Source organism: Micromonospora marincola, from assembly GCF_056150385.1.
Genome location: NZ_JAXCFT010000003.1, coordinates 404,669 through 429,672, shown reverse-complemented (window position 1 = coordinate 429,672; position 25,004 = coordinate 404,669). Strand labels below are relative to the sequence as shown.

General features: G+C 74.8%; 27 protein-coding genes and 1 pseudogene. 16 read left to right on the top strand and 12 right to left on the bottom strand.

What is annotated here, in order from left to right; translation table 11 throughout:
• Positions 1–109: 109 nt before the first annotated feature.
• From SM450_RS10370 to SM450_RS10335, 8 genes are all read left to right on the top strand, one after another.
• The gene (locus SM450_RS10370; RefSeq protein WP_474619486.1) at positions 110–1,354 is read left to right on the top strand and encodes a glycosyltransferase family 4 protein; all 1,245 of its coding nucleotides are present in this window, start codon (positions 110–112) and stop codon (positions 1,352–1,354) included.
• A gap of 97 nt (positions 1,355–1,451) precedes the next feature.
• Positions 1,452–3,242 carry a DUF4012 domain-containing protein gene (locus SM450_RS10365; protein WP_474619485.1) on the top strand — a complete coding sequence of 597 codons (1,791 nt, stop codon included), beginning with the start codon at positions 1,452–1,454 and terminating at the stop codon, positions 3,240–3,242.
• A 13-nt stretch (positions 3,243–3,255) separates the two neighbouring features.
• A complete protein-coding gene (locus SM450_RS10360) occupies positions 3,256–3,888 on the top strand; it encodes a hypothetical protein (protein WP_474619484.1) in 633 nt (210 codons plus the stop codon).
• Positions 3,889–4,091: 203 nt separating this feature from the next.
• Entirely contained in the window at positions 4,092–4,511 is a 420-nt protein-coding gene (locus tag SM450_RS10355) for a protein-tyrosine phosphatase family protein (RefSeq protein ID WP_474619483.1), read from the top strand.
• Positions 4,512–4,614: 103 nt separating this feature from the next.
• Positions 4,615–5,892: a D-alanyl-D-alanine carboxypeptidase family protein gene (locus SM450_RS10350; RefSeq protein WP_474619482.1), complete on the top strand. Its 1,278-nt coding sequence runs from the start codon at positions 4,615–4,617 to the stop codon at positions 5,890–5,892.
• Positions 5,893–5,953: 61 nt separating this feature from the next.
• On the top strand, positions 5,954–7,123 hold the full coding sequence (locus SM450_RS10345) for an MGDG synthase family glycosyltransferase (RefSeq protein WP_474619481.1): 1,170 nt from the start codon (positions 5,954–5,956) through the stop codon (positions 7,121–7,123).
• Positions 7,120–7,842 (top strand): polysaccharide deacetylase family protein, encoded by a 723-nt coding sequence (locus tag SM450_RS10340; RefSeq protein ID WP_474619480.1) that lies wholly within the window; start codon positions 7,120–7,122, stop codon positions 7,840–7,842. Before SM450_RS10345 ends, SM450_RS10340 begins: the two co-directional genes overlap by 4 nt.
• A gap of 98 nt (positions 7,843–7,940) precedes the next feature.
• Positions 7,941–9,233, top strand: coding sequence for a D-alanyl-D-alanine carboxypeptidase family protein (locus SM450_RS10335; RefSeq protein WP_474619479.1), 1,293 nt, complete (start codon positions 7,941–7,943; stop codon positions 9,231–9,233).
• Positions 9,234–9,248: 15 nt separating this feature from the next.
• Here SM450_RS10335 and SM450_RS10330 read toward each other — a convergent pair whose 3' ends face one another.
• The gene (locus SM450_RS10330; RefSeq protein WP_474619478.1) at positions 9,249–10,274 is read right to left on the bottom strand and encodes a LacI family DNA-binding transcriptional regulator; all 1,026 of its coding nucleotides are present in this window, start codon (positions 10,272–10,274) and stop codon (positions 9,249–9,251) included.
• A 192-nt stretch (positions 10,275–10,466) separates the two neighbouring features.
• Here SM450_RS10330 and SM450_RS10325 point away from each other — a divergent pair, with 192 nt between their 5' ends.
• From SM450_RS10325 to SM450_RS10305, 5 genes and pseudogenes are all read left to right on the top strand, one after another.
• Positions 10,467–11,432, top strand: coding sequence for an acetylxylan esterase (locus tag SM450_RS10325; RefSeq protein WP_474619645.1), 966 nt, complete (start codon positions 10,467–10,469; stop codon positions 11,430–11,432).
• A gap of 70 nt (positions 11,433–11,502) precedes the next feature.
• A complete protein-coding gene (locus SM450_RS10320) occupies positions 11,503–12,309 on the top strand; it encodes a M15 family metallopeptidase (protein WP_474619477.1) in 807 nt (268 codons plus the stop codon).
• Between the two features lie 63 nt (positions 12,310–12,372).
• Entirely contained in the window at positions 12,373–12,879 is a 507-nt protein-coding gene (locus SM450_RS10315; RefSeq protein WP_474619476.1) for a DinB family protein, read from the top strand.
• Positions 12,880–13,008: 129 nt separating this feature from the next.
• Positions 13,009–13,233 (top strand): annotated as a pseudogene (locus SM450_RS10310) (hypothetical protein); the annotation flags it as partial.
• Positions 13,234–13,416: 183 nt separating this feature from the next.
• Positions 13,417–13,764: a hypothetical protein gene (locus SM450_RS10305; protein WP_474619657.1), complete on the top strand. Its 348-nt coding sequence runs from the start codon at positions 13,417–13,419 to the stop codon at positions 13,762–13,764.
• A gap of 14 nt (positions 13,765–13,778) precedes the next feature.
• Here the strand turns inward: SM450_RS10305 and SM450_RS10300 are convergent, their stop codons facing one another.
• Positions 13,779–14,549 carry an alpha/beta hydrolase gene (locus tag SM450_RS10300; RefSeq protein ID WP_474619475.1) on the bottom strand — a complete coding sequence of 257 codons (771 nt, stop codon included), beginning with the start codon at positions 14,547–14,549 and terminating at the stop codon, positions 13,779–13,781.
• Between the two features lie 153 nt (positions 14,550–14,702).
• On the opposite strand from SM450_RS10300, the gene SM450_RS10295 reads away from it, so the two are divergent.
• Positions 14,703–15,095 carry a hypothetical protein gene (locus SM450_RS10295; RefSeq protein ID WP_474619474.1) on the top strand — a complete coding sequence of 131 codons (393 nt, stop codon included), beginning with the start codon at positions 14,703–14,705 and terminating at the stop codon, positions 15,093–15,095.
• Here the strand turns inward: SM450_RS10295 and SM450_RS10290 are convergent.
• Positions 15,092–15,400, bottom strand: coding sequence for a hypothetical protein (locus SM450_RS10290; RefSeq protein ID WP_474619473.1), 309 nt, complete (start codon positions 15,398–15,400; stop codon positions 15,092–15,094). The two genes, SM450_RS10295 and SM450_RS10290, sit on opposite strands and share 4 nt — an antisense overlap.
• Before the next feature lie 179 nt (positions 15,401–15,579).
• Positions 15,580–15,960, bottom strand: coding sequence for a VOC family protein (locus SM450_RS10285; RefSeq protein ID WP_474619472.1), 381 nt, complete (start codon positions 15,958–15,960; stop codon positions 15,580–15,582).
• 348 nt (positions 15,961–16,308) lie between these two features.
• Between SM450_RS10285 and SM450_RS10280 the strand changes: the two genes are divergently transcribed.
• Positions 16,309–17,508: an RtcB family protein gene (locus SM450_RS10280; protein WP_474619471.1), complete on the top strand. Its 1,200-nt coding sequence runs from the start codon at positions 16,309–16,311 to the stop codon at positions 17,506–17,508.
• Between the two features lie 43 nt (positions 17,509–17,551).
• Here the strand turns inward: SM450_RS10280 and SM450_RS10275 are convergent, their stop codons facing one another.
• The 7 genes from SM450_RS10275 to SM450_RS10245 all read right to left on the bottom strand — a co-directional run bounded on the left by SM450_RS10275 (position 17,552) and on the right by SM450_RS10245 (position 23,281).
• Positions 17,552–17,773: a helix-turn-helix domain-containing protein gene (locus tag SM450_RS10275; RefSeq protein ID WP_474619470.1), complete on the bottom strand. Its 222-nt coding sequence runs from the start codon at positions 17,771–17,773 to the stop codon at positions 17,552–17,554.
• On the bottom strand, positions 17,773–18,252 hold the full coding sequence (locus SM450_RS10270) for a DUF2975 domain-containing protein (RefSeq protein ID WP_474619469.1): 480 nt from the start codon (positions 18,250–18,252) through the stop codon (positions 17,773–17,775). Before SM450_RS10270 ends, SM450_RS10275 begins: the two co-directional genes overlap by 1 nt.
• Before the next feature lie 46 nt (positions 18,253–18,298).
• Complete coding sequence (locus SM450_RS10265; RefSeq protein ID WP_474619468.1) at positions 18,299–19,213, bottom strand: Gmad2 immunoglobulin-like domain-containing protein; 915 nt, start codon at positions 19,211–19,213, stop codon at positions 18,299–18,301.
• Positions 19,201–20,589 (bottom strand): ATP-binding protein, encoded by a 1,389-nt coding sequence (locus SM450_RS10260; RefSeq protein ID WP_474619467.1) that lies wholly within the window; start codon positions 20,587–20,589, stop codon positions 19,201–19,203. Before SM450_RS10260 ends, SM450_RS10265 begins: the two co-directional genes overlap by 13 nt.
• Positions 20,590–20,595: 6 nt before the next feature.
• A complete protein-coding gene (locus SM450_RS10255) occupies positions 20,596–21,276 on the bottom strand; it encodes a response regulator (RefSeq protein WP_474619466.1) in 681 nt (226 codons plus the stop codon).
• A gap of 95 nt (positions 21,277–21,371) precedes the next feature.
• Positions 21,372–21,926: an AMIN-like domain-containing (lipo)protein gene (locus SM450_RS10250; protein ID WP_474619465.1), complete on the bottom strand. Its 555-nt coding sequence runs from the start codon at positions 21,924–21,926 to the stop codon at positions 21,372–21,374.
• Positions 21,927–22,039: 113 nt separating this feature from the next.
• Positions 22,040–23,281, bottom strand: a complete 1,242-nt coding sequence (locus SM450_RS10245) for an MFS transporter (protein WP_474619464.1) — start codon at positions 23,279–23,281, stop codon at positions 22,040–22,042.
• A 70-nt stretch (positions 23,282–23,351) separates the two neighbouring features.
• Here SM450_RS10245 and SM450_RS10240 point away from each other — a divergent pair, with 70 nt between their 5' ends.
• Positions 23,352–24,332, top strand: a complete 981-nt coding sequence (locus tag SM450_RS10240; protein WP_474619644.1) for an ArsR/SmtB family transcription factor — start codon at positions 23,352–23,354, stop codon at positions 24,330–24,332.
• A gap of 6 nt (positions 24,333–24,338) precedes the next feature.
• Here SM450_RS10240 and SM450_RS10235 read toward each other — a convergent pair whose 3' ends face one another.
• On the bottom strand, positions 24,339–24,932 hold the full coding sequence (locus SM450_RS10235) for an HD domain-containing protein (protein ID WP_474619463.1): 594 nt from the start codon (positions 24,930–24,932) through the stop codon (positions 24,339–24,341).
• Positions 24,933–25,004: the final 72 nt, after the last annotated feature.

Sequence of the window (25,004 nt, the reverse complement as noted above, 5' to 3'; positions counted from 1 at the left end):
GCGCCGCGACGGCGTACGTCCGGCGGTCGCGGCCGGTCGGAGAGGGGTTGTCGGCATCGTACGCGGCGCGGACGCGGATGGTCCGGCGGGCCGCGCCGGGGGCGTGACCATGAGAATCGGCATCCTGTCGTACCACTTCCCGCCGGAACCGGCGTTCATCCCGGGCAGTCTGGCCGAGGAGTTGGCCGCCCGTGGCCACGAGGTGCGGGTGCTGACCGGCTTTCCGGACTATCCCGGCGGCCAGGTCTACCCGGGCTGGCGGCAGCGGTGGCGGCACCAGACGCACAGCGAGCGGCTGACTGTCCGCCGGGTGCCCCGCTATACCAGCGGTGACGATTCACCCCGGGCGCGTGCGGCCGGCTGGCTCTCCTTCGCCGGCAGCGCGTCGCTCGTCGGCCGGCGCTACCTGAGGGATCTCGACGCGCTGTACGTCTTCCAGCTCCCCGCGGTGACCTTCGCCGCAGCCGGACTGCTCCGGCTGCTGGGCCGGGTGCCGACCGTGCTGCACGTGCAGGACGTGTGGACGGAGGAGGACCCGGCGCGGCCGGGCGGGGCGCGTCGGTGGACCCGGCGGCTGGACGCCGGCCTGCGCCGGCTGTACCGGGAGGCGGGTGTGGTCGCGGTCAGCGCGCCGTCCATGCGGGACGCGGTGCTCGCCGGTGGGGCCCGGCCGGACCGGGTGCGCACGGTGCTCAACTGGACCGACGAGCGCCTGTTCCGCCCCGCCGAGGCCGGCCCGGTGGCACGCCGGCTGATCCGCCGGGACGACAGGTGCGTGGTGATGCACGCCGGCACCATCGGCGTACGGCAGGGTCTGGAGACCGCCGTCCGTGCGGCGGCGGCGCTCGGCGACCGGACGGACCTGGTCCTGGTCGGCTCGGGGAGCGAGGAACGGCGGGTGCGGGGACTCGCCACCGAGCTCGGCGCCGACAACGTCCGGTTCGTCGAGCGGCGCTCGCCGGCGGACATGCCGCAGTTGTACGCGGCTGCGGACTACCAGTTGGTCATGCAGCGCGACCTGCCGGAGTTGCGCGGCGCCGTGCCGGGCAAGTTGCAGGCCGCGCTCTCCTGCGCCGCCCCGGTGGTCGCCTCGGCCGGCGGCGACACCGCGGAGTTGGTGGAGCGGGCCCGAGCCGGGCTGTCCTGCCCGCCCGGGGACTGGACCGCGCTTGCCGACCGGTTGTGGCTGGCCGCCGCGATCCCGCCGGCCGCCCGGGCCGAGATGGGCCGCCGGGGCCGGGAGGCGTACCTGCGCCAGATGTCCCTGCGGGCCGGCGTCGAGCGGATCGAGGGCCTGCTGAACGAGGTCGCCACCGTTGGGCGAAACGAACAAAGCTCGCTTAAGCCTTTCTAGCTGTTTCATTACCGTAAAACCCGACAAATGCCTGCGTTTCTCTGCTAGAAAACAGTCAAACGTGCTCAACGCCCGATTCGCGCGTGGGGAGAGTGGTGTGACGGAATCCGGTGTCCTGCCTCGCCGACGAGGGCGCGGGCGCGCCCGGCGACGCCGTCGGGCCCGGATCCGCCGGGCCCTGCTCGTCGGGCTGGTCGTGGCGTCGGTGCTGCTGAGCGCCGGTGGCTGGGTCACGTTCCGGGGGTGGCAGGCCCGCGCGCACCTGGTGAACGCGGCCGGGCTCGCCAAGGACCTCAGCTCCCAGGTGCGGGGCGGTGACGTGGCGCGGGCCCAGCGAACCCTGTCCGCGTTGCAGGAACAGGCCACCGCGGCGCGCGGGGCGACCGGCGGCGTGCTCTGGCGGCTCGGCCAGTGGACCCCGTACGCCGGGGACGACCTGAGCGCGGTGCGCCAGATCTCGGTGTCGGTGGACGACCTGGCCCGGCTCGCCTTTCCCACACTGCTCCGGGTCGACCTCACCTCGTTCGTGCCGAAGCAGGGACGACTCGACCTGGGGCGCCTGCGCGCGGTCACGGCCGAGGTGTCCGCCGCCGACCAGGCGGTCCGGCGGACCGCGGACCGCCTGCGCGCGGTGCCGACCGGTGGCCTGGTCGCCCAGGTGCGGGACGCGGTCACCGCGCTGCGCGAGGAACTGGACCGGTTGGGCGAGCTGACCTCGGCCGCCGAGCGTGGCGTCCGGTTGCTGCCGCCGCTGCTCGGCGGCGACGGGCCGCGCAGCTATCTGGTCGTGTCGCAGAATCCGGCCGAGCTGCGCGCCACCGGCGGCATGTTCGGCGCGTACGCCGTGCTGCGCGCCGACGACGGCCGGATCAGGCTGGCGGGGCAGGGCTCCGCGACGGACCTCAAGTCCTTCGATCCGCCGCTCACGGTGGATCCGGAGATGCGCCGGCTCTGGTCAGATCTGCCGGGAATGTTCCCGGCGGACGTCAATCTCAGTCCGGACTTTCCGACCGCTGCCGCGCTCTACCGCGAGATGGTGCGCCGCCGCACCGGAACCGTGGTGGACGGCGTCATGGCGGTGGATCCGGTGATGCTGTCGTACCTGCTCGGCGCCATCGGCCCGGTGGCCGTGCCGGACGGGCCGGAGCTGTCCGGCCGCACCGCCGTGCGAACGCTGCTCAGCGACTCGTACCGGGACTTCGACGTCAGCGGGCAGGACGACTTCTACGCGCGGGCCACCTCGGGCGTGTTCGACGCGCTGTTCACCAGAACGGTCGACCCTAAAGGGCTTTTATCCGTTATCGACCGCTCAATACAAGAACGTCGGATATTGTTCTGGAGTGTCCGATCCGAGGAACAGCGCGCACTGGCCGGCAGCCGGCTGGCCGGGCAGCTTCCGGAGAAGGACACGGTGCCGACGGTCGGCGTGTTCCTCAACGACGGCAGCGGCGCGAAGCTCGGCTACTACCTCAGGTTCTCGGCCACCCTGACGGTCGGCGAATGCCAGCCGGACGGACGCCGCGAACTGCGGTTGCGGGTCACGGTGCACTCCACCGCCCCGCGGTCGGGTCTGACCAAGTCGGTCACGGGCCTCGCCCTGTCCGGCGACAAGTACACCGCCCGGACCTTCGTCTCAGTGCACACGCCGAGCGGAGGCGCGGTCCTGGCCGGCCGGTTGGACGGGCGGGACGCCGCGATGGGCAGCGGAACCGACGGCCGCCGCCAGGTGGCGGTCGCGAACGTGGAGGTCGCGCCGGGACAGACCCGGACGCTCGACGTCACGCTGCTCACCGGTCAGAACGGCTCGGGCACGGCCGAGCTTGTGCTCACTCCCACCGTCACCCCGTGGACCACCCAGATAGTCAACGCACCCAGATGTGAACAGTAGGAGGGAAACCATCATGCGGCTATCCCGCATCATCATGGCGCTCACGGTGGGCCTGGCCGTCGCGGCTGCGCCGACCGCGGCCGGGGCGGCGCAGCCGCAGCCACCGGTCTACCCGCCCGCACAACCGTCACTGACGCTCGTCGACCCGACCATCTTCCTCGGCGAGACCTTCACCCTGGTCGGCTCGGGCTTCGGGCCGAACGAGACGGTGTCGATCGACGTCGCCATCACCGGACTCCCGGCCGCCGCTCCGGCCGAGGGGACCGCGCGGCGCAGCGACGGCAGCACGGTGGCGATGGCCGCGGTGGCGTACACGCCGAACCGTGCCGCGCCGCAGCCGGCGCCGACGCACTTCACCGTGCAGGCCGACGCGAACGGCAGCTTCCGCGTCACGTACCGTCCGACCCGCGTCGGCCGCTACACCTTCACCGCCACAGGTGAGACGACGGGCCGGACCGCGAGCACGACCGGCACCGTGCTCCCGGTGCGGCCGACCCACAAGCCGCGTCCGCCGCACCACGACGGGCACCTGCCCGTCACCGGCGGCAGCATCGGCACGCCGCTGAAGCTCGGTGGTGGCCTGGCCGCCGCCGGCGCGGTGCTGCTGCTGGCCTCGCTGGCCTGGCGTCGCCGTCGCCTCGGCTGACCGAGGCGCCCCGGGGATCGAATCCCCGGGCGAGGCATGGGGGTGGCCCCCCCCCCCCCGGCCCCGGGCGCCCCCCCACACCCGGGGGCGCCCCCCCCCGCCCGCCGGCGGGCCCCCCCCCGGGGGGGCGGGGGGGGGGCCCCCGCCCCCCCCCCGGCGCCCCGCCCCCCCCCCATGTCCGGGGTACGCGCCAGAATGACGAGATGGACACGACGACACCATGGACGGATCCGACAGGTCTGCTCACGCTGCCACGCGGCGCCACCGTGCGCGGGCGTCGGGTCGCCGCACCGGCCTCGCCCGCCGACTTCGCCCTGGTGCTGGCGGCCGGACCCGACCCGGACTGGCCGGCCCGGCGGATCCGCTGGCCCGACTTCTGGGTGCCGCTGGAGCGGGCCGACGCCCTCGACGCGCTGCGCGAGGCGTGGCGGCGCGCGTACGCGGGCGAGCGGGTCGAGGCGGCCTGCCACGGCGGCGTCGGCCGGACCGGCACCGCGCTCGCCGCGCTCGCCGTCCTGGACGGGCTCGACCCCGGCCGGGCGGTGGCGTGGGTGCGCGCCCACTACCACCCCCGCGCGGTGGAGACGCCGTGGCAGCGGTGGTGGCTGCGCGGGGTCCGCTGACTCCCCGTGCCCGGCCACGGCGCGGGACCGGCGCGTCGGCGTAGCGTCACCGGTCCGGTGAGGCGCGCCGGCCCGGAGGCCGCGGTGGGTAAGGTGCCTCTTCGTGAGAGCCCGGGTCCTGGCCGCCGTCCCCGCCGTCACCCTGCTCGTCGCCGGGGCGCCCGCCCCCGCGCCGGCAGCTCCCGCGGTGACCGCCGCGCCCGCGGCCACGGCCCCGTGTCCGCGCCCACCCGCCCCCAAGGTGTCCCGACCGCCGCGCCCCACCCCGCCGGAGTCGGTGCCCGAGCAGCAGGTCGTGGGCGGCGAGGCGCTGGCCGGGCCGGGCCTCGTCACCCCGCCGGGCAGTCCCGCGCCACCGGCCGTCACCGCCACCAGTTGGCTGGTCGCCGACCTGGACAGCGGCGCCGTGCTCGGCGGATGCGGCCCGCACGCGTACGGCACGCCGGCGAGCACGCAGAAGCTGCTGCTCGCCGCCACCATGCTGAACCGGCTCGACCCGAAGCAGGTGGCGGTGGCCACCCGCGCCGACCTGGACATCGAACCGGGCAGCTCGGCCGTGGGGCTGCTGGTCGGCGGACGCTACCCGGTCGAGACGCTCTGGCTGGGCCTGCTGCTCCAGTCCGGCAACGACGCGGCGAACATGCTGGCCCGGCTGGGCGCCGGTAGCGCCCGGGCCGGGGTCGCCGAGATGAACGCCGAGGCCCGTCGACTCAGCGCGTTGCAGACCCGGGCCGTCACCCCCTCCGGGCTGGACGGTCCGGGGCAGTTCACAAGCGCGTACGACCTGGCGCTGATCGCCCGGGCCTGCTTCGCCGACCCGACGTTCGGCAGGTACGCGTTGACCGAGCGGACCCAGATCCCGGCCCAGCCGGCGCTGAAGAAGGGCGGGTTCCAGATCCAGAACGAGAACCAGTTGATCTACCGCTATCCGGGGGCGCTCGGCGGCAAGACCGGTTTCACCGAGCTGGCCCGGCACAGCTACGTCGGCGCCGCCCGGCGCGACGGCCGGCGGCTGGTGGTCACGCTGCTCGGCGCCGAGGCCCGGCCGGTACGCGGCTGGCAGCAGGGCGCGCAGTTGCTCGACTGGGGTTTCGCCCTGCCCCGGGACGCCTCGGTCGGCCGGCTCGTCGCGCCGGGCGAGCTGGACGCCGCGAAGCCGGGGCCGGCGGAGAAGGCCGCCCCGGTCGCCGCCCCGCCCCGCCCGACGACCGAGCCGTGGCGCGGGCCGGCCGGGACCGCGCTACGCCGGATGGCCGACGGGGACTGGCAGCTCATCGTGCCCGTGGCCGGGCTCCTGGCCCTTGCCGTCGGCGGTGCGGTGGCGGTGCTCGCCGCCCGCCGGGGCCGGGCCCGCCGCCGGCCCGGCCGTCGCCGCGCCTGACCTCTCCGATCCCCGTCCGCCCGGGCCGCGTGGACGCCGCAGGTGTGGGTATGCGTCCGGGGTGGCGCACCCGGGACGCATCGTGGTGGTCTCCGCGGACATCGGCGCCGGACACGACCGGGCCGCCGACGAGCTGGCGGAGCGACTGCGCGGCCAGGGCTTCGAGGTGGACCGGCTGAACCTCCTCCACCTGCTGCCCGGCCCGGTGCACCGGGCGGTCCGCGAGACCTACCGGGGGGTCCTGAACAGGTTCCCCTGGGGCTACCACCTGCTCTTCCGGCTCACCAGCCGGTCACGTGCGTCGGTGCGGGCCATCCGCGCCCTGACGCGCCCGTTCCGGGCCCGGATCCGCCGGCGCATCCCGCCGGACACGAGGGCGGTGGTGACCACCTACCCGTTCGCCAACCAGATCCTCGGGCCGCTGCGCCGTCACGGGTGGCTGGGCGTCCCGGTCCTCACCTACGTGACCGATCTGGTGGTGCACCCGACCTGGCTCGCGCCGGGCGTCGACGTGTACTGCACGGTGCGGCACGCCGAGCTGACACGCGACTGCGAGGGCGACGTCGCCGTGGTCCATCCGTTGGTGTCGCGGGCGTTCGCCGACGACGGCGGGCTCGACCGGCGGCGGGCCCGGCAGCGCTTCGGCCTGCCGCCGGACGGCGCGCTCGCCCTGATCGTGGCCGGCTCGTGGGGCGCCGGCGAGGTGGCGGCCACGACCGCGGAGGTCGGGTCGACCGGGGTCCGGCCGGTGGTGGTGTGCGGACGGAACCGGGCGCTGCTCCGCCGCCTGAGCGGCGACGGCCGGCACGTGCTGGGATGGGTGGACGACATGCCGTCGCTGATGCGGGCCGTCGACGTGGTGGTGGAGAACGCCGGCGGGCTGACCTGCCAGGAGGCGCTCGCGGCCGGCGTACCGGTGGTCACCTACCGTCCCCTTCCCGGGCACGGGCGGGCGAACGCCGCGATCCTGGCCCGGTCCGGTCTCACGCGCTGGGCCAGCACGCCCGAACAGCTCGGACCGGTGCTCGCGGCGGTGGTCGGCGCCCGCCCGCCGGCCCCGGCACCCGACAGCGCGGCAGCCGAGGACCCGGCCGGGTTGGTCGCCGAGGCCGCCCGCCGGGCCGCCCCCGCCGGACCGGCCGATCGGGCGCGACGGCCGCTGCTCGACCCGGTCGGTGACGCGGTGGCCGTCGTCGCCGCGCTGCTCCAGTCCGCGGGCGGCCTGCGGTGAGGGTCGCCGCCCTCGCCCGGGTCGCGGCGGTGGCGCTGCCGGCGATCCAGGTCGCGCCGGCGGTGACCGCGCTGCCGGCCCTGCGCCGGCGGCTGCTGCCCGGCCTGCACGGCCTCGGGTCGCCCGACCGGGTCGCGCTCACCTTCGACGACGGCCCGGACCCGGAGTCGACGCCCCACTTCCTGGACGTGCTCGCGGAGCACCGGGTCCGGGCCACGTTCTTCGTGCTCGGCGAGATGCTGCGCCGCCGGCCGGACCTGGGTCGCCGGCTGGTCGCCGCCGGCCACGAGGTGGCCCTGCACGGGTGGGCGCACGACAACCTGTTGCGGCGCGGGCCGGCCGGCACCGTCCGTGACCTGACCCGGGCGTACGACCTGGTCGCGGACGTGACCGGCCGGCCGCCGGAGTTCCTGCGCCCGCCGTACGGGGTGCTCACCGGCGCGGCCCTGGTGGCCGCCCGGCGGTTGCGCCTGCGCCCGGTGCTGTGGAGCTGCTGGGGGCGGGACTGGACCGCCGCGGCGACCGCCGACACCGTCTCGCGCCGCGTGCTGGCCGGGCTGCGCGGCGGGGGCACGGTCCTGCTGCACGACTCCTCCTGCGCCGCCGCTCCGGGCGCCTGGCGGGCCGCGCTCGCCGCGCTGCCCGGCCTGCTCGCGGAGTGCCGCCGTCGCGGGTGGCGCGTCGGGCCGCTCGCCACCCACGGGCTCGTCGCGCGCTGACCCGGGGGAGCGCGGCAGCCTACCGTCCGGCACCGGTCCCGGGACGCGAATCCCCGAGCCGGCGACCCGTTCGGGTCGGCGTGGCTAGCGTGCGGGTAATGAGGACCTGGGGACCGCCCGTGGCGCTCGCCGCCGCACTGCTCCTGCCGCTGTCGACGCCGGTGACGCCCGCCGTGGCGGCGCGGGCCGCCGCCGCGCCGGCCCGCCGGCTGCCGGGCGGGGCGCCGCCGTGCCCGAACGTGCCGGCCCCGGCGACCCGCCCGCCGCAGGCCCCGCCACCGCCCGATCCGGCCGCCCGGTCGGTCGGCGGCGCCGCGCTCGACACCGCAGGTCTCGTCGTCCCACCGGCGGCGACCGCGCCGCCGCCGGTGACCGCGACCTCGTGGCTGGTGGCGGACCTGGACACCGGCGCGGTGCTCGGCGGCTGCGGCCCGCACGAGTACGCCGCCCCGGCCAGTGTGCAGAAGCTGCTGCTGGCCGCCACCATGCTGCCCCGGCTGGACCCGAACCGGGAGGTCACCATGACCGCCGGGGACCTGGCGATCGAGCCCGGCAGCTCGGCGGTTGGGCTGGCCGAGGGCGGGCACTACCGGATCGAGACGATCTGGCTGGGCCTGCTGCTGAAGTCGGGCAACGAGGCGGCCAACGCGCTGGCCCGGCTCGGTGGCGGCCCGGACGGGCTGGCCGGTGGAATCCGGGCGATGAACGCCGAGGCCCACCATCTGGGCGCCCGGCAGACACACGCGGTCACTCCGTCCGGCCTGGACGGTCCGGGGCAGTTCACGAGCGCGTACGACCTGGCGCTGATCGCCCGCGCGTGCTTCGCCGATCCGTCGTTCCGCCGCTACACCGCCACCCGCGCCGCGCAGGTGCCCGCCCAGCCGGCGCTGCGGGAGAAGAGCTTCCAGATTCAGAACGACAACATGCTGCTGGACCACTACCCGGGCGCGATCGGCGGCAAGACCGGCTTCACCGACGTGGCCCGGCACACGTACGTCGGCGCGGCCGAGCGCGGTGGCCGCCGGTTGGTGGTCACCCTCCTCGGTGCGGAGATTCCCACCCAGCGCGGCTGGCAGCAGGGCGCGGCGCTGCTGGACTGGGGTTTCGGGCTGCCCCGCGACGCGGCGGTCGGGCGGCTGGTGGAGCCCGGCGAGCTGGACCGGTCCGCAACGCCCGCGACCGGGGCGGCGTCGGCCCTGGCCGGCCACGCCGACCTGGGTGGCCGCACGGCGGCCCCCGGCAACCGGCCGGGCACGGGCCTGTCGGTCGCGGTGGGCGCGGTGCTGGTGGCCGGGGGAGCGGTGCTGCTGGCCCGCCGTCGTCGGCACGCCGCGGCGGTGGCGTCGACAGGCGCCGCCCTGCGGGAGACGAACCTTCCGGAAGGTGACTGAAACGACCGCTTCGGGCTACCCCTCGGCGGGGCTCGCGGTGCTGTCCCGCACCACCAGCTCGGTGGCCAACTCGATCCGGGGTGACTCGATCTCCTCGCCCTGGGCCAGGCGCAGGACGGTGCGGGCGGCGAGCCGCCCCATCTCCACAAGCGGCTGACGGACCGTGGTCAGCGGCGGTGAGGCCCACCGGGCCTCCGGCAGGTCGTCGAAGCCCACCACGGAAACGTCGTCCGCGACCCGCAACCCGCGCCGGCGTACCGCCTCGTAGACCCCGAACGCCATCTGGTCGCTGGCCGCGAAGATGGCGGTGGGCGGGTCGTCGAGGTCGAGCAGCGCGCTGCCGGCCGTGTAGCCGGAGGCGTGGTAGAAGTCGCCGGGGTGGACCAGCCGGTCGTCGGCCGCCACGCCGCCGGCGGCCAGCGCGGCCCGGTAGCCGTCCAGCCGGGCCCGGCTGCACAGCAGGTGCGGCGGGCCGGCGACGAAGCCGATCCGCCGGTGCCCCTGCTTCAGCAGGTGCTCGGTGGCGGACAGGCCGCCGGTCCAGTTGGTGGCGCCGATCGCCGGCACGTCCGTCCCGGCCACCCCGGCGTCCGGGTCGACCACCACCACCGGCACGTTGAGCCGGCGCAGTTGCGCCTGCACCGCCGCGCTCAGGTGCGAGGTCACCACGATCACCCCGTCGGAGGCGCGGGCCCGCAGGTTGTGCAACCACTGCCGGGTGGAACTGGTCTCGCGGTGGACGGCCGAGACGACCACACCCACCCCGGCGGCGTGGCCGACGTCCTCCACCCCGCGGATGATCTCCACGGCCCAGGGGCTGTCCAGGTCGTTGAAGACGAGGTCGACCAGGTCCGCCCGGCGCACCGTGCGGCTGCCCCGACGCCGGTAGCCGTGGTGGCGCAGCAGCTCCTCGACCCGCTCCCGGGTGTCCGGGGCGACGTCGGAGCGCCCGTTGAGGACCCGCGACACGGTGGGCACCGAGACGCCGGCCTCCCGTGCGATCGCGGTGATGGTCACCCTGCGCTCGTCGTCCCCGCTCACCCGTGTTCCCTTCGCCGGCAGCCGGAACCCGACCGGAAAGCCGTTCCGCCCCACCGACATCTTGCCGTAGGCGAGGGCTTGACGACAGATCGACCCGGTCCTAGCGTTCGCACAAGTTGCGGAAACCTTCCGGAAATGCGTCGACCGCCCTGCGGCGGCGTGCCGCCGCCGACCGACGAGGAACCTCCAGGCGTGTTCACCGACCTGTCCGAGGCGGAACTCCGCCAACACCGCAGCGACCTGCGCGAACCGCCGGACTTCGACGCCTTCTGGGCCGACACGCTTGCCGAGGCGCGCTCCTGCGGCGACCCGGTGACGGCGACCCCGGTGTCCACCCCGCTGGCCGGGGTGGACGTCTTCGACGTGACGTTCCCCGGGTTCGCCGGCCAGCCGGTCCGGGCGTGGCTGCGGGTGCCCCGCGGCGTGTCCGAGCCGCTGCCGACAGTCGTGCAGTACGTGGGCTACGGCGGCGGGCGCGGCCACCCGCTGGAGAACCTGCTCTGGTCGGCCGCCGGCTTCGCCCACCTCCAGATGGACACCCGTGGCCAGGGCTCGGGATGGAGCCGTGGCGACACGCCCGACGTCGCGGCGGCCGGGCCGCAGGCGCCCGGGATGGCCACCCGGGGCGTGGAGGACCCGCGCCGCTACTACTACAGGCGTTTCCTCACCGACGCCGTCCGGGCCGTCGACGCCACCCGCGACCTGCCGGCCGTCGACCCGGACCGGGTCGCCGTGCTCGGCCACAGCCAGGGCGGAGCCGCCGCGCTCGCCGCCGCCGCGCTGGCGACGCAGGTGCGGGCGGCGGTGGCGCACGTGCCGTTCCTCTGCGACATCCCGCGCGCCGTGACGCTCACCGACTCGGCCCCGTTCCGGGAGATCCGGGACTACCTGGCCGTGCACCGGGACCGGGAGGAGCAGGTGTGGCGCACGCTCTCCTACGTCGACGGCGTCGCCTTCGCCCGGCGCGCCACGGTGCCGGCCCGCTTCTCCGTCGCGTTGATGGACGAGATCGTCCCGCCGTCGACCGTCTACGCCGCCTACCACGACTATCGCGGGGAGAAGGACCTGACGGTGTGGCGGTTCAACGGCCACGAGGCGGGCGGCATCGACGACGACGCCGCCGCGGTCGACTTCCTCCGCGCCACGCTGGAGGTGTAAGGCGGGGGCCCTTGTTAACAGACGTCTATTAACAAGGGCCCCCGCCTCACCCCGTGGTAGACACGGCAGCGTGCGCGGACGTACGGCAGTGGTCCTGGTCGTGGTGGTCGCGGCCCTGGCGACCGCCTGCCAGCGGCCGGCGCCGCGGCCGGCGCCGACGCCGACCCCGACCGGCCCCCACGCCCCGGCGGATGTCATCGACCTGGCCACCGTCGACCCGAGCGTCCGCACCGACATCCGGTACGCCACCGCGCACAACTTCGTCGGCCGGCCGATCGACGGCTACCCGGAGCCGCTCTGCCTGCTCACCCGCCGGGCCGCCGAGGCGCTGCACCGAGTGCAGGCCGCCGCGCTCGCCCGGGGCCGCAGCCTGAAGGTGTACGACTGCTACCGCCCGCGCCGGGCGGTGGACGAGTTCGTCGCCTGGGCGAAGCGCCCCGACGCGCAGGAGATGAAGGCGGAGTTCTATCCCGACCTGCCGAAGGACCGGCTCTTCGCCGACGGCTACATCGGCGCGCCCACGGCGCACAGCCGGGCCAGCACGCTCGACCTGACGCTGGTGCCGGTGCCCACCCCCGGGCAACCCGGGTTCACCCTGGGCCAGCCCCTGCGGCCCTGCACCGCCCCGGCCGGCGACCGCTTCGCCGACAACTCGATCGACATGGGCACCGGGTTCGACTGCTTCGACCCCCGGGCGCACACCGCCGACGTGCGGATCACCGGCGCCGCCCGGGCGAACCGCGAGCTGCTCCGCGAACTGATGGCCGGGGAGGGGTTCGAGAACTACCCGCGCGAGTGGTGGCACTACCGGTACGTGGACGAGCCGTACCCGGACACCTGGTTCGACTTCCCGGTGGCCCGCTCGTCGCTGCGGTGACCCGGGTAACCTCATGATCCACCCCGGCCGGGCGGCCGGTGACCCCCGCGCGAGAGGATGCCCGTGGAGACCGAACGGATCGGCCCGCCGCTGCTGGCCGGCGAGCGGGAGACGCTGCGCGCGTTCCTCGACTTCCACCGGGCCACCCTGGCCCTCAAGTGCGAGGGGCTGACCGACGAGCAGTTGCGCCGGCTGTCCTCGCCGCCGTCGACGCTGTCCCTGCTCGGCCTGGTCCGGCACATGGCCGAGGTGGAACGCACCTGGTTCCGGCGCGTCATCAACGCCGAGGACATCCCGCTGGTCTGGTCGGACACCGGCGACTTCCAGGCCGCGTACGACGCGCGTGACGCCGACCCGGCGGAGGCGTTCGCGGCGTGGCGGCGGGAGGTCGAGCACGCCCGGCGGATCGAGCGGGAGGCCGAGTCGCTCGACGTGACCGGCCACCAGGCCCGCTGGGGCGAGGACGTCTCGCTGCGCCTGGTGATGCTGCACATGCTGCACGAGTACGCCCGGCACAACGGCCACGCCGACCTCCTCCGCGAAGCCACCGACGGCACCGTGGGGGTGTAAGGCGGGGGCCCCGCTTAACGCTTCCGGTATAGGCGGGGCCCCCTATTAACGCGTCGATCGTGGGGTGCGGGGGCCGTCGGGCCCGCCGCCTGCCTCCCGCCGTGGGAAGCGTGGGCGTACAACGGCGTGATGAGGAGCGCGTACGGCGGGCCGGGCGAGAAGCCCTGGTCCGAGATCCCGATCCCACCATCGTCGGCCGCCGGGAAGCGATCGTCCGGGTCGACGCGGTCGTCATCTGTGAGACCGACCTGCTCATCGTCGGCCGAGACGTGCCCGAAGCGCAGGCCGGGACGGGTGCTCGGCCATGAGGCGGTCGGCACGGTCGTGGCGGTCGGTGACGGCGTCGCCAACCTCGTCGCGGGTGACCGGGTTCTGACCTCCTGCATCCCGTGTGCGGCGTATGCCGCTACTGCCGCGACGGCGTCTACGGGCAGTGCCTCGGCGAGGGCGGGTGGATCCGCGGGCACACCGTCGACGGCGTGCAGGCCGAGTACGCCCGGCCCGACGCGGCGAAGCGGTTCGTCGCCGACCCTGACCGTGCTCGCCGACGACCCCCTCGACGCGGTCCGCTCGATCACCGGCGGGCTCGGTGCGGACGTGGCGGCCGGCGTGCCGGCCAGCCTTGAGTTGTGCGCCACGCTGGTCCGCTCCGGCGGCCGGGTCGCCGACGTCGGCGTGCACGGAGCTCCGGCGACGCTGCACCTGGAACAGTCGTGGATCCGCATGCTGGTCGCCGGCCAGCTCTACATCGCGCACATGGTGACCACCGGTACGCGTTGGCTCAGATCATCGAGGCGTACGACGTGTTCGCTCGGCCGGCCGATACCGACACGCTCACCCGTTGAAGGTGTTAAGCGGGGCCCCCTCCTCTACCGGAGGCGTTAACAGGGGCCCCCGCCTTACCCGCGCAGCGGCAGCCAGGCCAGCACGTCGGCGATACGCGCGTCCCAGTACGCCCAGTCGTGGTCGCCCGGACCGAAGTCGACGGTGACCGGCAGGTCGCGCCGCCGCGCCGTGTCGACGAAGCGCACGTTGTCCTCGTACAGGAAGTCCTCGGTGCCGCAGGCGACGTAGAGCGCCGGCAGGTCGTCGCCGGCCCGCTCCAGCAGCGCCACGGTGTCGTCCTCGTCCGGCGGGGGCCGGTCGCCCCAGACGGTGTGCCACACCGCCGGGTCGAGCGGGCTGGTCGGGTGGTGGCGTCGACGCACCACGTCGAGCGCGCCGGAGAGGCTTGCCGCCGCCGCGAACCGGTCCGGGTGGCGCAGCGCCCACTTCATCGCGCCGTAGCCGCCCATCGACAGGCCGGCGACGAACGTGTCCTCCCGGCGGGTGGAGAGGCGGAAGAACGACAGGCACACCTCGGGCAGTTCCTCGCTGAGGAACTTCCAGTACCTGTTGCCGTGCTCCTCGTCGCGATAGAAGCTCCGCTGCACCTGCGGCATCACCACGGCCAGCCCGAGCGGGGCGACGTAGCGTTCGACCGACGAGCGCCGCGTCCACGCCGTGTCGTCGTCGGTCAGGCCGTGCAGCAGGTAGAGCACCTGCGGGTCGCCGTCACCGGCGGCGCCGGCCATGCCGATCCCGGCCGTGCCGCGATCGGGCAGCAGCACGGTCATCGAGGTGCCCATGCCGAGCGCCTCGGAGAAGAAGTCACAGCGGATCCGGGCCATGAGCCGGCAGCGTACCCCGGTCCCGATGGAGGTCGGATGCACCGTTCCTATTGCCGCGGGCCGTCCCGGCGGGACAGGATGGCCTTGCGTGCCGGAAACGTGTTCGTAACCTGCGCGCTGCTGGTCTCTGTCACGAGGAAGTGGGAGTCAGGCATGAGCGACGTCTCGGCGGCACTGGGTGTGCGCCTCTACCCGGATCTGGTCGAGCCCGGCGGCCTGGCCCCCGCGCTCGCGCAGACTGCGACCGCGCACCAGTTCGACGTCGGCCAGGTAAGCGCTCCCGAGCAGGGCCGAAGCCGGTTCACCTGCGCCGAGCTGACCTCCGACCGGGGGGTGGTCTGCGTCAGCCTCGGCGCCCAGGCCCGCTACTTCATGATCGACCTGCGGATCGACGGCGAGGTCCAGGCCCGTGGCGACGCCACCGACCTGCTCCAGGTCGCGCAGGTGGCGGACGCCTGGCGGGCCGGCACCACGCTCGCCGAGCTCACCGCGCGTTTCCCGTTCATGGAGCAGATGAAGCGCCACCCGGTCGCCCAGGCCGGCTAGGGACGCGGAGCACCCGGCCCCCGGGTGAGGCCGACCGCCGTCGTCAGGCGCGCCACGCCGGCGGATGCCGGTCCGCCGCGGGCCACCTCGCCGATCACGGTACGCACCAACGGCCGCACCCGGATCTCCTCCGGCGCGATCCGGTCCGCGTCGGTCCGGGCGCGGCCCGCCCGGAGCAGGTCACCGATCTGGAGGTACGCCCGCGCGGCGTCGACGAGGTGCGCGGCCCGGTGCTCGACGGGCAGCCGCAGCAAGCCTGCCGCGCAGGCCCGATCGGCGGCGCCACGCGTGCGGAGAGCGGCCATCCGGCGCGCCGACTCCCGCTTCTGCGTCGATCTTGGACTTGTGGTGCCAAGGTATGTCCCGGTCGGCCGGTTCTGCGAGGTGCCACAAGTCCAAGATCGACGGAGCTGTGGCGGAGGCCCGTCACGGTCTTGGGGGTGCCCCGGGTGGTGGTATCCGAGGAACGGTGAATCGATCCGGACTACGCGGTCTTCGTGCGTTCGGCATCGCTGCGTAGCACGCAGAACTCGTTACCCTCCGGATCCGCCATCACGACCCAGCCGCTGCCGTCCGGATCTCGCCGGTCGGTGACGATGGTGGCGCCGAGGGCGCCGACGCGCGCCACCTCCTGATCGCGTGGTCTCTCGGGCTGCAGGCAGACGTGCACCCGGTTCTTGACGGTCTTCGGCTCGGGCACCCGCTGGAAGTACAGCCGGCTGCCCGCGGCGGGCTCGATGACCACATCCTCGTCGTCGGGCCCGAACTCGCTGTCGACCGAACACTCGAAGACCTCGGCCCAGAAGCGCGCCAGCGCGTACGGGTCGGCGCAGTCGAACGCGATGTTGCGGATGACGGTTCCCATCCGGGCAGCGTGATGCCTGCCTCACCCGAAGGTCAACTCCACGGCGATATCGCGTTGCCGTCCCCCGCACGGCGGTCGTACCGTGAACGGGCCACGTCAACCAGGGAGCACACCGTGTCGCAGCAGAATCGCACCCGAGCCGAGCGGCTCGCGCCGCGCGCCGGTGCCCTGCTGCCCGCACCGGGCCCGGGCTGCCGGGGGCAGTGGTCGAAACCAGGGTGGTGGCGCGTCTAGCGCCGACGCGACGATCCGCGCGAACCGCCCGCCCCCAGACCGGAGCCGGGCGGTTTTCCGTGTCCGGGGCCCAGACACGCACAGACACGCACACCCACGAGCAGGGAGACGACGATGGGTTTCACCCCGCTGGCCGGTACCCGGGCGCCGGTCCGGGTCTGGACCGACCCGTACGCGATCGAGGCGCAGGCGGCCCGGCAGCTCCGCAACATCGGCGCGCTGCCCTGGGTGCAGGGCGTCGCGGTGATGCCGGACGTGCACTTCGGCAAGGGCGCGACGGTCGGCTCGGTGATCGCCATGCGGCAGGCCGTGTCGCCGGCCGCGGTGGGCGTCGACATCGGCTGCGGCATGTCCGCGGTGCGTACCTCGCTCACCGCCGCCGACCTGCCCGACGACCTCGGGCCGCTGCGGTCGGCGATCGAGGCCGCCATCCCGGTGGGCTTCGCGATGCGCGACGATGCGGTCGACCCGCGTCGGGTGCGCGGGCTGGAGCAGGCCGGTTGGGACGAGTTCTGGCGGCGGTTCGGCACGCTCGACCGGAGGGTGGCGCAGCTCCAGACGCGGGCGCAGCGGCAGCTCGGCACGCTCGGCGGCGGCAACCACTTCATCGAGGTCTGCCTCGAACAGGGTGGCCCGGACGACGGTCGGGTCTGGTTGATGCTGCACTCCGGCTCCCGCAACATCGGCAAGGAGCTGGCTGAGCGGCACATGGCGGTGGCCCGTGGGCTGCCGCACAACACCGACCTGCCCGACCGTGATCTCGCGGTGTTCCTCGCCGGCACGCCGGAGATGGACGCCTACCGGCGGGACCTGTGGTGGGCGCAGGAGTACGCGCGGCGCAACCGGGCGGTCATGCTGGCCCTGCTCGGCCAGGTGGTCCGGGACGCGTTCCCGCAGGTCGGCTACGACGAGCCGATCTCCTGCCACCACAACTACGTGGCCGAGGAGCGCTACGACGGCGTGGACGTGCTGGTGACCCGGAAGGGCGCGATCCGGGCCGGCGCGGGCGACCTGGGCATCATCCCCGGCTCGATGGGCACCGGCTCGTACATCGTGCGGGGCCGGGGAAACGTCGACGCGTACTGCTCGGCGTCGCACGGCGCGGGGCGGCGGATGTCGCGGGGGCAGGCGAAGCGGACGTTCAGCACGGCCGATCTGGCCGCGCAGACGGCCGGCGTGGAGTGCCGCAAGGACGCCGGGGTGGTCGACGAGATCCCCGGCGCCTACAAGGACATCACCGAGGTGATGGCCCGGCAGGAGGACCTGGTCGAGGTGGTCGCCCACCTCAAGCAGGTGGTCTGCGTGAAGGGCTGAGGCGGGGCCGGCGTCGAGGGGGCGCCGGCCCCACCGTGCGGTCTCACCTGTCCGCCGCCTCGTCGTCGACCCATTCGAGCAGGTCGCCGGGTTGGCAGTCGAGGACCCGGCACATCGCCTCCAGGGTGCTGAAGCGGACGGCCTTGGCGCGGCCGTTCTTCAGCACGGCGACGTTGGCCGGGGTGAGCCCGACGCGCTCGGCGAACTCACCGACGCTCATCTTGCGCCTGGCCAGCTCGACGTCGATGCGCACGACGATGGGCATCAGATCACCGCTTCCATGTCGGTGCGCAGCGTGGTGGCCTGCCGCAGCAGGGCGCGCATCACGACCATCAGCAGGCCGAGCACGCTGACCCCGGTGGTGAGCAGGAACAGCAGCAGCGGCAGGCCGGGGTCGTTCGCGTTGAAGCCGACCCAGAGGAAGACGCCGACGAGCGTCACCCAGGCGGCGGCGACGGCCCAGACGATGCCGTCGACCCAGGCCAGGGACGCCTCGGTGAAGATGCGGTCGGTGCGGACCAGGGTGAGCAGTTGCCAGGTGCACACGATCACCACCTGGACGCAGAGCACCCAGAACACCGTGACCGCGGTGGCCGGCCAGCGCAGGTACGCGTCGTCCGGGTTCTCCCGGGCCATGTGCGCGAACTGGCCGGGCAGCGACATGGTCTGGAACAGCAGCAGGATGCCGAACAGCAGGACGAGGAAGGCGCGGAGTGCCGTCACCGCGCGCTCGGTAGTCACCATGCATCGACTATCGCTCGTAAGCTATCGAAAGTCAATCGATTCGCTGTCACCCGGACGGGACCAGTTCGACCGGGACGCGCACCACGTCGACCCGGGAGCCGTCGCGCGCGGACACCTGGAACACCTCGACGACGCCGGCTCCCGCCTGCGCCCGCCGGTAGCGGACCGTCAGCCGGTAGGCGCCCCGGCAGCCGGAGCCGCAGGAAGCCGTGGTGAAGGCGGTACCGATCTCCCGGCCCGCCGCGTCCAGCACCCGCACGCTCACCGTGGCCTCGAAGACGTCGGCGGTCCCGGTCACGGTGACCGGACTGGCGACGCGCTCGCCGGTCACCGGGGCGGTCACCACGATCGGTGGTAGCAGGTCGGCGTACTCGTCCCGCCCGGTCGCCGCGCCGCCGTCGGCGAAGGCGACCCGCCGGACGGTGGGGAACTGGGTGAGCGTCCAGACCACCTGGGCGCGGCGGGTCCGGACGGCGGTCGCCCCGCCGGCGTCGAACCCGGCCGGTGGCAGCAGGGTCGCGACCCCGCCGGCGATGCGTGTCACCTCCGTGCCGGCCGGCACCAGTGTGGTCAGGCCGGCGACGCGCTCCGCCGGGGACGGGCCGGCGGCCAGTTCGGCGAGCGCCAGGCGGGACGTGGCCACGGTGGCGGGAACCGTACGCCGGGTGGGCGCGAGTTTCCCGGCCCGGACGAACCAGAGCTGGACGCCGAGCGTCCCGTCCGGTCCGCCGCCCGACGCGCGGACGGTGGGCGTACCCGAACCGGCCGGCGGACCGGCGGTGCGGGCGCGGGTCGCGGGCGTGCCGATCGGCGCGGCGGCGGTGGTCGGCGCGGCGGCGGTGGTCGGCGGGGCGACCGGCGCCGGCCCGAGAGCGCCGGTACGCGGCGGGGCGCAACCGGCGGCGAGCAGCAGCGCGGCGAGCGGCAGCAGCGCGGCGAGCGGCGGGCTCAGGCGTTGCATGGGCCGTCCCCGTCCCCGAGGGGGAGGGTGAGGCGGAAGCGGCTGCCCCGGCCCACCTCGCTGCGCACGTCGAGCCGGCCGCCGAGCAGCCGGGCGTTCTCCCGGGCGATGGCCAGCCCGAGCCCGCTGCCCGGTCCGGTGCGGGCCGGGTCGACCTTGTGGAACCGGTCGAAGATGTGGGGAAGGTGCGCGGCGGGGATGCCCGGCCCGTGGTCGGCGACCTCGACCACCAGTTCGGCGCCGGTGCGCCGGATCTCGGCGCGCAGGCGGCCCCCGCCGTGTTCGACGCCGTTCGTCACCAGGTTCGCCAGGATCCGTTCCAGCCGGCGCGGATCGGTCACCACCTGCGGCACCTCGCCGACCACCCGGACCCGGGCGCCCGGGGCGCCGGCGGCGATGTGCCGCAGCAGCGCCACCACGTCCACCTGACGGACGGCGAGCGCCTCCCGCCCGGCGTCCAGGCGAGAGATCTCCAGCAGGTCCTCGACCAGCCGGCGCAGCCGGACCACGTCGGCCACCAGCAGTTCGGCGGCACGCCGCGTGCCGGCGGGGAGGGTCTCGATGTCGTCGGCGAGCAGCGAGGCCGCCGCCACCAGGGCGGTGACCGGGGTACGCAGCTCGTGCGCCACGTCGGCGGTGAACCGCCGCTCCCGGGCCTGGGCCTGGGACAGCGCCTCGATCTTGGCCTCCAGCGCCTCGGCCATCTCGTTGAACGAGACGGCCCAGTCGTCGAACTCGTCGTGCCCGTGCACCGGCAGTCGGGTGCGCAGCAGCCCCTCGGCCACGGCCCGGGCGGCCCGGCTGGCCCGGCCGACGGGTTCCAGGGTGCGGCGCGCGACGGCGTCGCCCACGCCGGCGGCGACAAGCACCACCGTCGCCCAACCCAGCACCGAGGCGGTACGGAGCTGGTCGAGGGCGTCGACGATGTCGTCCTCGACGGTCACCACGTACAGCTCGGCGCTGGAGCCGGGGATCCGGCCCCCGACGACGAGCAGGTGGGGCCGGCCGGGGGTGCGCTGAAAGCCGAGCTGCCCGGCGGCGACGGTGGCCCGCAGGTCCCTGCCGGGGGTGGGCGCGTACCGGGGGTTCGACGCCCGGGTCTCGCCGTCGACGAGCAGCACGTGCCGGCCGGATGCCTCGAAGCTTGCCAGCAGGTCGGCGCGGCGGGCCTCGGTGAGCGGCAGGAACTGGGCGGCTACCACCAGGTGGTAGCGGGCGTCGGCGGCGGCGCGTTGCAGCGAACCGTCGAACCGGGCCTGACCCAGCATCAGGGCGGAGGCGACGGCGAGCGTCCCGGCGGACAGGCCGGCCACGAGCACGAACGCGACGACCAGCCGGCGCCGCAGCCGCCCGGGCGCGACCCTGCCGGCCGCCACCGCGCGTCATCCCGTCGACAGTTTGTAGCCGGCGCCGCGAACGGTCCGGATCAGGGCCGGCGCGTGCGGGTCGTCCTCCACCTTGGCGCGCAGGCGCTGCACCGCCACGTCGACCAACCGGGAGTCGCCGAGGTGGTCGTACCCCCAGACCCGGTGCAGCAGCAGTTCGCGGGTGAACACCTGGCCGGGACGCCGGGCCAGCTCCAGCAGCAGCCGGAACTCGGTGGCGGTGAGGGTGAGTTCGCGTCCCCGTACGCGGGCCTCGAAGCGGGCCGGGTCGATCTCCAGCGGCCCGGCCGCCACGGTGGCCCCGGGCGCCGGGGCGGCGGCGCGGCGGAGCACGGCGCGGACCCGGGCGACCAGCTCCGGCAGGTCGAACGGCTTGCGGAGGTAGTCGTCGGCGCCGCACTCCAGACCGACCACCACGTCGATGGTGGCGGTGCGGGCGGTGAGCATGAGGATCGGCACCTGGCTGGTGCGCCTGATCTCCCGGCACACCTCGAACCCGTCCAGCCGGGGGAGCATCACGTCGAGCACGATGAGGTCGACCGTCCCGGCCCGCCACGCGGCGAGGGCGGCCGGCCCGTCGGCGGCGGTGATCACCCGGAACCCGGCCCGGCGCAGGCCGAGAGCCGCCACCTCCCGGATGGAGGCGTCGTCCTCGACGACAAGCACACGGCCCTCCACGGTCACCGAGGGTAGTCCGGTGTAACACCTGATCGCGTGGGCGGATCGGGCGGTGACGAGGGGCCGACCGGCCCCTCGTCACCTCGGGAACCGGGTCATGCCTGCCACTGGTGGGCGACGTCGAGCACGATCCGGCTGTGCGTGCCGGGACCGCTGAGCACGAGGACGCGGAACGGCAGTTGGGCGCGGACTCCCACCGCGAACGTGGTGTAGCCCTCGAAGCTGCCGCCGAAGACGACGTCGCGCAGCGTCCGGCGGCCCAGCACGGTCGCGGCGTGCTCACCGACGCGGTAGGGCACGGTGGCGACGTGCGCGCTGTCGTACGCCGGGGCCCGCAGCGACACCGACAGCAGCGCCCCACCGGCGGTGTACGGGCTCAGGGCGAGCCCCTGCCCCTCCGTGTACGTCTCGCCGTAGGCGACGGAGTAGCCGTTCACCGGCCCGGCGAACTCGAAGACGACCCGGTCCCAGCAGTCCTGCGTCTCGGTTCCGACGCCGATCAACGGGGACGTGCTCAGGGCGCCGCCCGTCTTGGCCGTGCTTCCCCAGGTGATCCCGCAGTACGGCGCCGCGGCGGTGGCGCCGCTGACGCCGACGACCAGGCCGCCGAGCACGACCACGAGCGCCAGCAGTGTTCTCCTCAGTCTCATGGTGACCTCCCGTGTGCCGGGACCCCCCTGCGGTGTCCCTGCCCCGACGGTCGGCCGGCCCGGCAACAGCACCTTCGCCATGGCGTAACCGTCGGGTAACAGCCGGGACGGTTTCATCGTTCGTCCTCGTCGGAGAGCCACGCGCGGGAGCGGTAGAGCGGCAGCCAGGTCAGCGCGACGCCGATCGCGCCGGCCCAGAGCGAGGCGCGTGGCCCGGCATACTGCCCCAGCAGGCCGGCGAGCCCCGCGCCGACCGCGATCGCGCCGGTCAGCAGGAACCGGAAGGTGGCGTTCATCCGACCGAGCAGCCGGTCCGGAGTCACCCGCTGCCGCAGGCTCACCCCGATCACGTTGCCGATGCCGGTCCGCCACGCCAGGGCCAGCCAGCCCAGACCGGCCAACCACAGCCAGGGCCCGCGGTCGATCAGCGCCACAAGCGCGCCAGCCGGCGCGACAAGCAGCCCGGGCAGCCACAGCGCGCGTCCGGTGCCGATCCGGGCCGCCAGCGGGCGGGCGGTCACCGCGCCCAGCAGCGCCCCGACCCCGCCGACGCCGAGGAAGAGGCCGAGCGCGCCGGCGCCCAGCCGCAGCTCACGCAGGAAGACGAGCGGCAGCATGGTGGTCATCAGGTTCACCGTGAGGTTGACGCCGGCCAGGGAGACCGCGAGCGGACGCAACACGCCCCCGCCGAGCACGTGCCGCACCCCCTCGCCCAGCTCCCGGCCGAAGCCACCGGCCGACCGCGTCCGGCCGGCGGCCACCACGGGACGGATCCGGGTCAGCACCAGCGCGGCGAGCAGGTGGGTGACCGCGTTCAGGGTCAACGCGACGGGCGCGCCGATCGCCTGCACGAGCAGGCCGCCGAGCCCCCGACCGCCGATCTGGACGGTGGCGTTCGTGGTCATCAGCAGCGAGTTCGCCGCGACCAGGCGCTCCCGGCCGATCACCTCCGGCAGGACGCTCTGCGCCGCCACGTCACCGAGGACGGTGGCGACGCCGACGAGCAGCACCACCGCGTAGAGCTGGCCGAGCGTCAACGCGCCCGCCCACCAGGCGAGCGGCACCGAGGCGTAGAGCGCCGCCCGGGTCAGGCCGGCGGCCACCAGCACGGTCCGTCGGGGCGTCCGGTCGACCCACACCCCGGCGGGCAGCCCGATCAGCAGGAAGGCGGCGGTGCCGAGCACCGACAGCAGGCCGACCTGGCCGGGCGTCGCGGCCAGCACCGACACGGCCAGCACCGGTACGGCCAGATAACCCACCTGGAAGCCCAGGCTCTCGGTGAGGCTGGCGGCGTAGACGTAGCGGAACGCGCGGGGCCAGCGGGCGGGCGGGACGGCGGTGGTGGTGGCGGTCATGGGAGCACCCTGTTCCGTACGGCCGGTGGCGGTCGATAAGTTTGAGCCAGGTCGAATCCGGGGGGTGCCGATGCTGAGCGTCGCGCTGGGGGTGCGGGACCTCGCCGGTGTGCGTTTCGCGATCTCGCCGCTGTGGGAGGTGATCGCGAGCGTCCGGGCGCTGCGCCTGCCCGAACACTTCCCCGCCCACCAGCTCTGGCGTAGCCAGGTCACGCCTCGTCTGACCGGAGTGGACTGGCGGCTGGTCGCGGACCTGGTGCCGGTGCCCACGGTGGTGATCCCCGGCTTCGTCTGTCCTGCGCCGCCGGCCGGGCTGCCGACCCTGGCGGCGGAGCTGGCCGCGCTTGTGGTCACCCCGCCGGACGTGGTCCGGGCCGGGCTGGACGAGCTGCCGGGCACTCGGTCGCCCCGGCTGGCCGCCCTCTATGCCGACCCGCCGGCCGGCTTGGCCCGCCTCGCGTCGGTGATCGACGGGTACGCCGCGGTGGCGGTCGCGCCGTACTGGCCCCGGATGCGGACGTTGCTGGAGCGGGAGATCCTGGTCGCCGCCCGGCGGATGGCCGCCGACGGGTTGCGCGGCCTGCTCGACCGGATCGACCCCCACGTGTCCTGGGACGACGGCACGCTGCACGTCGACCACCTGACCCGCGCCGGCACGGTCGACCTCGGTGGTCGCGGCCTGGTGCTGGTCCCGTCCGTCTTCGCCGGCGCCCGGGTCTGGTCCAACCTGACCGAGCGGTCGGCCCAGCCGCTGCTGCGCTACCCGGCCGGCGCCGTCGGCACGCTCTGGGAGCGCAGCGCCGCCCCGGCCGCCCCCGCGCTCGCCGGCGTGCTGGGCCGCACCCGCGCCACCCTGCTGCACGAGCTGGCGGTGCCGGCGTCCACCACCGAGCTGGCCCGGCGGTGCGGGTTGACGCCGGGCACGGTCTCCCACCACCTCACCGCGCTGCGCGACGCCGGACTTGTCGGCGCCCACCGCGCGGGACGGTTCCTGCTGTACGCCCGGACCGGTTCGGGCGAGGCGCTCGTCGAGGGCGCCGGGGCGCGGTGACCCGGCTCAGCCGTACACCGGATGCTCGGCCTGGAAGGCCAGTCGGCGGTCCGCGCCGGCGGCCAGGTCGGCGAGCACGTCGTCGAGGTCCAGGAAGGTCTGCCACGGCTCCTGCCCGGTGATGCCGGCGAGCCGGTCCACCACGAGCTGCTCCAGGTCGGTGACCCGCCGCCCCTTCCACACCTTGTCGGCGAGGCTGACCAGGAGGTCCTCCAACTGCACGCCGGGGGAGTGCCAGGCGGCGTGGGTGGCGGCGAAGCGGGCCCGCTCCTCGGGCACGCCGAAGCGCAGCAGCAGTTGGTAGCCGGCCTCCTCGTGCGCGGAACCGGGGCCGGTCAGCTCGGCCGGGTGCTCGACCTTGCCGAGGTCGTGCACGGCGGCGCCGAACAGCACCGCCTGCCTGTCGAACGGCACCGCGCCGAAGCGGTCGGCGAACGCGGCGGTGAGGTGCCAGGCGACGTCGTGCACCAGCCGCAGGTGCGCGCCGAGCCGGGGTGGCGCGTCCAGGGCGGCCAGCAGCTCGACCGCCACGCCGGGCAGCGGCAGCAGCGGCGGGTCACCCGGCTCGGTCAGGGCCCGATGCAGCGCGTCGGAGGTCACCGGGGCGAGGGTACCCGGCGGCGCGCGGCCCACCACCTGTGGTGACCGAGTGGCCGACGGTGAATGGTCCAC